Source organism: Streptomyces sp. NPDC000941 (assembly GCF_053599555.1).
In genome coordinates, this window is record NZ_JBSFMM010000145.1 from 21,214 (window position 1) to 28,084 (window position 6,871).

Below are 6,871 nucleotides of genomic sequence, written 5' to 3' on the forward strand. Positions count from 1 at the left end.
TTCATTCTCCTTCAGGCCGGCTCAGGCGGGCCCAGGCGGTCTCAGACGGTCTGCGGGAAGCCGAGGTTGAGGCCGCCCTGGTCGGGGCCGCGCCAGCGGGTGGTGACGACCTTGCCGCGGGTGAAGAAGTGCACGCCTTCAGTGCCGTGCGCATGGGTGTCCCCGAACAGGGAGCTCTTCCAGCCGCCGAAGCTGTAGTAGGCCATCGGCACGGGAATCGGCACGTTGATGCCGACCATGCCGACCTCGACCTCGTTGTGGAAGCGGCGCGCGGCCCCGCCGTCATTGGTGAAGATCGCCGTGCCGTTGCCGTACGGGTTGGCGTTGATCAGCTCCAGGGCCTCGTCGTAGGAGTCGACCCGCAGGACGGACAGGACCGGTCCGAAGATCTCGTCCGTGTAGCAGCTCATGGTGGTGGTGACGCCGTCGACGAGGGTGGGGCCGAGCCAGAATCCGTCCCGGCCGCCGTCGGCCACGACCTGCCGTCCGTCCACGACGATGGCCGCGCCCTCGCGCTCGGCCCCGTCGATGTAGGAGGCGACTCGGTCCCGGTGCGCGGCCGTCACCAGCGGCCCCATGTCACTGTCCCGGGTGCCGTCGCCGGTCTTGACGAGACGGGTGCGCTCGGCGATCTTCGCGACCAGTTCATCGGCGATGTCCCCGACCGCCACGACGGCGGAGATCGCCATGCAGCGCTCCCCGGCCGACCCGAATCCGGCGTTGACCATGGCGTCGGCGGCGAGGTCCAGATCGGCGTCGGGCAGCACGACGGCGTGGTTCTTCGCCCCGCCCAGCGCCTGGACCCGCTTCCCCTCGGCGGTTCCCGCGGCGTACACGTACTGGGCGACCGGCGTGGAGCCCACGAAGCTGATGGCCTTGACGGCCCGGTGGGACAGCAGCTCGTCGACCGCGACCTTGTCACCCTGCAGTACGTTGAACACCCCGGCAGGCAGTCCGGCCTCGGCCCACAGCTCGGCCAGCCACAGGGCGGCCGAGGGATCCTTCTCGCTCGGCTTGAGCACCACGGTGTTGCCGGCCGCGATGGCCACGGGGAAGAACCACATGGGCACCATGGCGGGGAAGTTGAACGGCGAGATGATGCCGACCACTCCGAGCGGCTGCCGGATCGAGGTCACGTCCACCCCGGTCGAGGCGTTCTCGCTGAATCCGCCCTTGAGCAGATGCGGGATGCCGCAGGCGAACTCCACGACCTCCTGGCCGCGGGTGACCTCGCCCAGCGCGTCCGACAGGACCTTGCCGTGCTCACTGGTGATGATCTCGGCGAGCTCGCCCTTGCGCTCGTTGAGCAGTTCCCGGAACCGGAACATGATCGCGGTGCGCCTGGCCAGCGAGGTGTCACGCCAGGCGGGGAAGGCGGCCGCGGCCGCCTCGATCACCGCGTGGCAGTCCTCCACATGGGCCAGGGCCACCTCGCCCGTCACCGCACCGGTCGCGGGATTGGTCACGGCGGCGGCACGGCCGCTCGTACCGGGGAAAGCCTTGTTGTTCGCCCAATGGCCGATACGTGAAAGATCGCTGGTCGCCACTGATTCCTCGCCCTCGCTCGGTCGTACATGATGCTGCTGGCGAGGCTGCCAGAGCCCGGGCCGACAGACTGTAAAAACATCCGGCCAACTGCTTACACTTCGTTCGTGCAGCTGACGATCCAGGAAGTCCTCGCGCTGCCCGTCATGGCCGCGGGCCGCCCGCGTGTCATCGGCGGCCGGGATCACCTCGACCGACCGGTCCGCTGGGTCCACATCAGCGATCTCACCGACCTCACCGATCTGCTCGAGGGCGGTGAACTCGTCCTGACCACCGGTCTGCCCCTGGCCGGCGGTGCCCGCCAGGCGTCCGCCTACCTGACCATGCTGGCCGAGCAGGACGTGGCGGGACTCGTCATCGAACTGGGCACCCACCTCAAGGCGGCGCCCGACTATCTGGGGACCCTGGCCGACTCGCTCCGTCTCCCGGTGGCGGTCCTGTCCGCCACGATCCGCTTCATCGAGGTCACCCAGCAGGTACACCGGCTGATCGTGGCGGACCAGTACGACGAGGTGGAATTCGCCCGGACCACCCACGAGGTCTTCACCTCGCTCAACATCGCCCGCGCCTCCACCACGGACATCGTGACGCGCGCGGCACAGACCCTGGGCGCCCCCCTGGTACTGGAAGATCTCAGCCGGCATGTGCTGGCCTTCTGCGCGGTGGACACCCCGACGGCGCAGCTTTTGTACCAGTGGGCAGAACGATCACGCCTCCACGCCTCGGCGGACACCCCCACCAGCGGATCCGCCACCGGTTCTACCACCGGATCCACCACCGGTTCCGCCACCGGTTCGGCCTGGTCGGCCGTCCCGGTGGGCGTCGGCTCCGAACGATGGGGCCGACTCGTGCTGCCCGCCCGCACACCGAACGCATCCCGCGCACGCATGGTCCTCGAACGCGCCGCGCAGTCCCTGCAGCTGCACCGGATGATCCAGCAGGAGCGCGACGCCCTCGTCGTCCACGCGCACGGCGGCCTCCTGGACGATCTGCGGGGCGGCCGGATCAACGACGGCGCCGAGGCCCTGGCCCGGGCGAGCGCCCTCGGCCTCACCCCGAGCACCCAGTACGTACCGCTGTCCGTACGGGTCCCCGGGCGGCCCGACACCGACGCGCTGACCCAGGGCGAAGTCGACCGCCGCCTGCTGGCCGCCGTGCGTCAGGCGGTCGCCGCCGCCGGGCAGAGCGCGATCGTCTCCATCCGCAGGGAAGGAACCGTCTCGGCGATCATGTCGTGTCCCCCCAAGGGCGCCGACAGCGCGCTGAGCGCCGTATGCGGCGGGCTGCGCGAGCGGCTGACCGGACGAGGCGGCACGGACGGCTGGACCGCCGGCACCGCGCCCGCCTCCCCGAGCCTCATCGCGGCGGCCCAGGGCATCACCGAGGCGGAACACGTGGCCGACGTGGGGCTGACCATGCCGGAGACCAACCGCCTCTACCGCTCGACCGACGTACGCCTGCGCGGGCTCGTCGCCCTCCTCCGCAACGACCACCGCGTCCAGGCGTTCGCCGAGACCGAACTGGGCCGCCTCCTCGACCACGACGCCCGCACGGGCGACAACCTCTTGACCCTGCTGCGCACCCACCTCGACTGCGCGGGCTCCAAGACGCACACCGCCCGGCTGACCGGCCTGAGCCGCCCCACCCTCTACAGCCGTCTGCGGACCATCGAGCGCATCCTTGACGTCTCACTGGAGTCTGCCGAGTCACGGACCTCGCTGCACACCGCCCTCATGATCATCGACGCCCGCTGACCCACCGGCCGGCCGCTGCCCTCGACGTCAACTAGCGGTTCTGGAGGTCGAGTTGATCAGGGCCCTCGCCGTTGAGCCGGCGTAGCAGACCGAGCAGAGTTTCCCGGTCCGCTGACGGAAGAGGCGAGAAACACTCCTCCAGGACCTTGTCGCTGACCCGGTGGCCGGCGGCCAGGGTCTGTTCGCCGGCGGGCGTGAGGTGATGTTCGACGCGGCGTCCGTGGCCCGGCCTGCGCTCCACCAGTCCCTGGGCGGCCAGACGGCCCACGAGCGCTCCGAACGCCTGCTCGCTCTGGAACGTCACGGCGGCCAACTCGCGCGCCGACGCTCCGGGGCGGCGGCTGATGGCGCGCAACGCGTCCCACTGCGCCAACGTCGTACCGACCTCGCCCAGCGCACTGTCCAGCGCTCGGTGCTGCCGGTACTGCGCCTGCTTGACCGCGCGCCCCAAAACCTGCAGATCAGCATCCATGCTGCAAGTCTACCCGCAATGAAACTAGCTTAATTAAAGAAGTTTAGTTAGAGTGTGGCGCATGACAACGGACATCAATTCCCCTGCTCCTGACGCCTCGTACGACGACCTCGACCTCACCCTGTCCGAGGCGGGCACCGGCCGCCCGGTGCTCGTCCTGCACGGAGGTGGTGGGCCCGCCACCGTCGCCGGCATCGCCGCACATCTCTCGTCCACCGCGCACACCCTCACACCTGTGCATCCCGGCTGGGAGGGGACGCCTCGCCCCGGCTGGCTGACCGGCGTGGACGATCTGGCCATGGCCTACCTGCGGCTCCTGCGCGACCGCGGCCTGCGCGACGTCCTGGTCGTCGGCTCCTCACTCGGCGGCTGGATCGCGGCCGAGATGGCGGTACGTGACACGGCGGGTGTTATCGGCGGCCTCGTCCTGATCGACGCGGTGGGCGTGCACATCGCCGACGAGCCGATGACGAACTTCTTCGCCCTCGACGCCCGCGGTGTGGCGGAGCATTCCTGGTACGACCCGGACCGCTACTACGTGGACCCCGCCGCCATACCGTCCGGCCAACGCGCCACCCGGCAGGCCAACATGGCCACCATGCGCGTTCTCGCGGGCGAGCCGTACATGCACGATGCGAAACTGCTGCGCCGGCTGAGCCGGGTGGACATACCGGCACTGCTGCTGTGGGGGGAGAGCGACCGCGTGGTCACACCGGCCTACGGCGCTGCCTACGCCGCAGCCTTCGCCGACGCCCACCTCGAAGTCATCCCCAAGGCCGGTCACCTGCCTCATATCGAGCAGCCCGACGTCACGCTCGCCCTGATCGAAGCCCACGCTCGCCGCACGGCCGACTCCAACGCCACCTGAGTTCCTTCCTTTCGCACTGCCCGGCGGGACGGTTACCGAACTACAACAGTCGTCGGCAACCCGCGGAGGCCCGGCCCGCTCTTACCACCCGTCCGGTCGGCGGAGCGTCTCGGAACTCGCTGTCCACTGGCAGTCCGCAGTCCGTGGACACCAGCCACTTCACCCGGGCCTTCAAGAAGCGCTACGGCCGGACACCCACCGAATACGCCCGCTCGGTCGGCACGCGGCCCCGCCGGACTCCAACGCATTCCAACACCAGCAGCTCTCCGGCAAGTTGACAACATTTCTGCAAGCAGGGTGCCATAGGTTCGCGGTAGTCGTATTACCGCGAATTTCCGCACACTCTGGAGAGGCCCATGCCCCCCGCGCCCACTCCCTCGCAGGCCGAGCAATCCATGGAGATGCTGCGTCTGCTGTCGGGTTTCCAGCAGTCCCAGGCGCTGTACACACTGGCCAAGTTCGATGTGGCCACGGCGCTGCACGACGGTCCGATGGCGGTCGCGGAGCTGGCGAAGACCACGGGGACGGACGCCGACGCGCTGGGGCGGCTGCTGCATGGCCCGTGGAGTGCTCATCGGGGCCGGCGTCCCAGACCAGGACGCGGGCGGTGACGGCGGCGTCGGCCAGCGGCAGCAGCCGGTCCCGTGCCATGCCCTGCACATCGGCGAGCAGACCGATGTCCAGCGTTTCGCCGTCGGCCGCGGCGTAGGTGAGCATGGTTTTGGCCGCGGCCGGCAGTTCCGCCAGCCGTGCCTGTACGACGCTGCGCACCGAGGCAGGTACCCGCGCCGAGGGTCCGGTGCGCCGATCGGGCGGGAGCTTCAACAGCTCGCCGAGGGCGAAGGGATTGCCCTCGCTGCGCCGGTGCAACGCCGATGCCTCATCGGGCGAGGCGCTTTCCCCGCGGGCGGTGAGCAGTTCGGCCACGTCGGCCACCGACAGCGGCTCCAGATGCAGCCTGGTGGCGCCGTGCCGGGCCAGCTCCGCGAGCAGCCCGCAGGCCATGGGGTCATCGGCGTTCCTCAGGGCGCAGACGACGGCGATGCGGGCGCCCCGCAGTACGATGGCGAGCCGGCGCAGCAGGGCGTGAAAGTCCGGTGTGGCCCAGTCCAGATCATCGATCACACACACGGTGGGTTGTTGGTTCAGCCCCCGCAGGAGCGCGGTGAGCTGCCCCCCGCCGGTACCGTCGTGCGTCGGTGTTCCGGCACCTTCTTGGCGCAGGCCGTCCAGGAGTTGGGTGGCGGGGCTCCGCGGTGACGCCAGGACCAGGGGACAGGGTGGTGGCGGAGCGGGAGTGACGGGGGCTGCCGAGGACCGCGGTGTCATGCCGCAGGATGGCGGTGTGCAGGTCGTTCAGCCCGGGGCTGGGGTCCAGACCGAGTTTCTTGGCCAGCATGGTGCGGAACCGCCCGTACTGATGCAGCGCCTCGACCGTCCGGCCCATCTTGTACAGCGAGCGCATCAGCAGCGCCCAGGATGCCTCGCGGAGCGGGGCCTTGACGACGAGATCTTCGGCGATGCCGACCGCCCGCTCCAGATCGCCCAGTTCGATGAGGATGGCGGCCTGCAGTTCCCTGGCATCGTGGTGGGCGGCCGCGAGCCGTGCCGCCTCACGTGTCGCAAAGGCGTACTCGGCGGCCTCACCGAGGGCATCGCCACGCCGCAGTCCGAGCGCGGCTTCCAAGTCCGTATGAGCCGAGGCGACCTGATTGCTCCGCAGCAAATCGCGGGCCCTGGCCAGGGACTGCTCGAAGAGTACGGTGTGCTGGGTCTCACGGGGCACCTTCAGGGCGTAGCCGGCCGGTCCGTTCACCAGCACGGTGGACCGGCCCTGACGCACCGGGTCGAGTACCGAGCGCAGCCTGCTGATGTGCGCGCGTACGGAGGAGGCCGCCGCCGCAGGCTGGTCTCCCTGCCACAGATCCCGGCACAGCTGTGGCAGCGAGATGGGCCGACCGTCCTCGATCAGCAAGCGCGTGAGCAGTACTCGGCGCTGCCGTGGCCCCAGATCCAGCGGTGTCTCACCGTGCAGGACCTCGACCGGACCGAGTATGGCGTATCGCCTGGTCTGTTCGTGACTTGAGTTCATGCTGTTCGCTCACCTCCTGGCACACCGCGAACGGCTGCCGAGGTACCCCCGTTATGTTCTTCGCGGTCCTGCAAGAGGGCCGCTGGCCTCCGGGCCCGGCATGACTGTTCCCCCCTGTCGAAGGCATGACCTGGGGGGTG

At 69.7% G+C, this 6,871-nt stretch carries 6 protein-coding genes; 3 read left to right on the forward strand and 3 right to left on the reverse strand.

All coding sequences use genetic code 11. The features are described 5' to 3' along the window. Positions 1-41 precede the first annotated feature (41 nt). A complete protein-coding gene (locus ACWDSL_RS35540) occupies positions 42-1,547 on the reverse strand; it encodes a CoA-acylating methylmalonate-semialdehyde dehydrogenase (protein ID WP_450492071.1) in 1,506 nt (501 codons plus the stop codon). Positions 1,548-1,652: 105 nt separating this feature from the next. Here ACWDSL_RS35540 and ACWDSL_RS35545 point away from each other — a divergent pair, with 105 nt between their 5' ends. After that, on the forward strand, positions 1,653-3,299 hold the full coding sequence (locus ACWDSL_RS35545; protein WP_450492072.1) for a PucR family transcriptional regulator: 1,647 nt from the start codon (positions 1,653-1,655) through the stop codon (positions 3,297-3,299). A gap of 31 nt (positions 3,300-3,330) precedes the next feature. Here ACWDSL_RS35545 and ACWDSL_RS35550 read toward each other — a convergent pair whose 3' ends face one another. Then, a complete protein-coding gene (locus ACWDSL_RS35550) occupies positions 3,331-3,771 on the reverse strand; it encodes a MarR family winged helix-turn-helix transcriptional regulator (RefSeq protein WP_450492073.1) in 441 nt (146 codons plus the stop codon). 61 nt (positions 3,772-3,832) lie between these two features. On the opposite strand from ACWDSL_RS35550, the gene ACWDSL_RS35555 reads away from it, so the two are divergent. Together ACWDSL_RS35555 and ACWDSL_RS35560 are read left to right on the forward strand one after the other, a co-directional pair. Further along, positions 3,833-4,639, forward strand: coding sequence for an alpha/beta fold hydrolase (locus ACWDSL_RS35555; RefSeq protein ID WP_450492074.1), 807 nt, complete (start codon positions 3,833-3,835; stop codon positions 4,637-4,639). A 356-nt stretch (positions 4,640-4,995) separates the two neighbouring features. Then, positions 4,996-5,250 carry a methyltransferase family protein gene (locus ACWDSL_RS35560; RefSeq protein WP_450492075.1) on the forward strand — a complete coding sequence of 85 codons (255 nt, stop codon included), beginning with the start codon at positions 4,996-4,998 and terminating at the stop codon, positions 5,248-5,250. A 503-nt stretch (positions 5,251-5,753) separates the two neighbouring features. On the opposite strand, the gene ACWDSL_RS35565 is transcribed toward ACWDSL_RS35560, so the two are convergent. After that, the gene (locus ACWDSL_RS35565; RefSeq protein WP_450492076.1) at positions 5,754-6,731 is read right to left on the reverse strand and encodes an AfsR/SARP family transcriptional regulator; all 978 of its coding nucleotides are present in this window, start codon (positions 6,729-6,731) and stop codon (positions 5,754-5,756) included. Between the last annotated feature and the right edge of the window lie 140 nt (positions 6,732-6,871).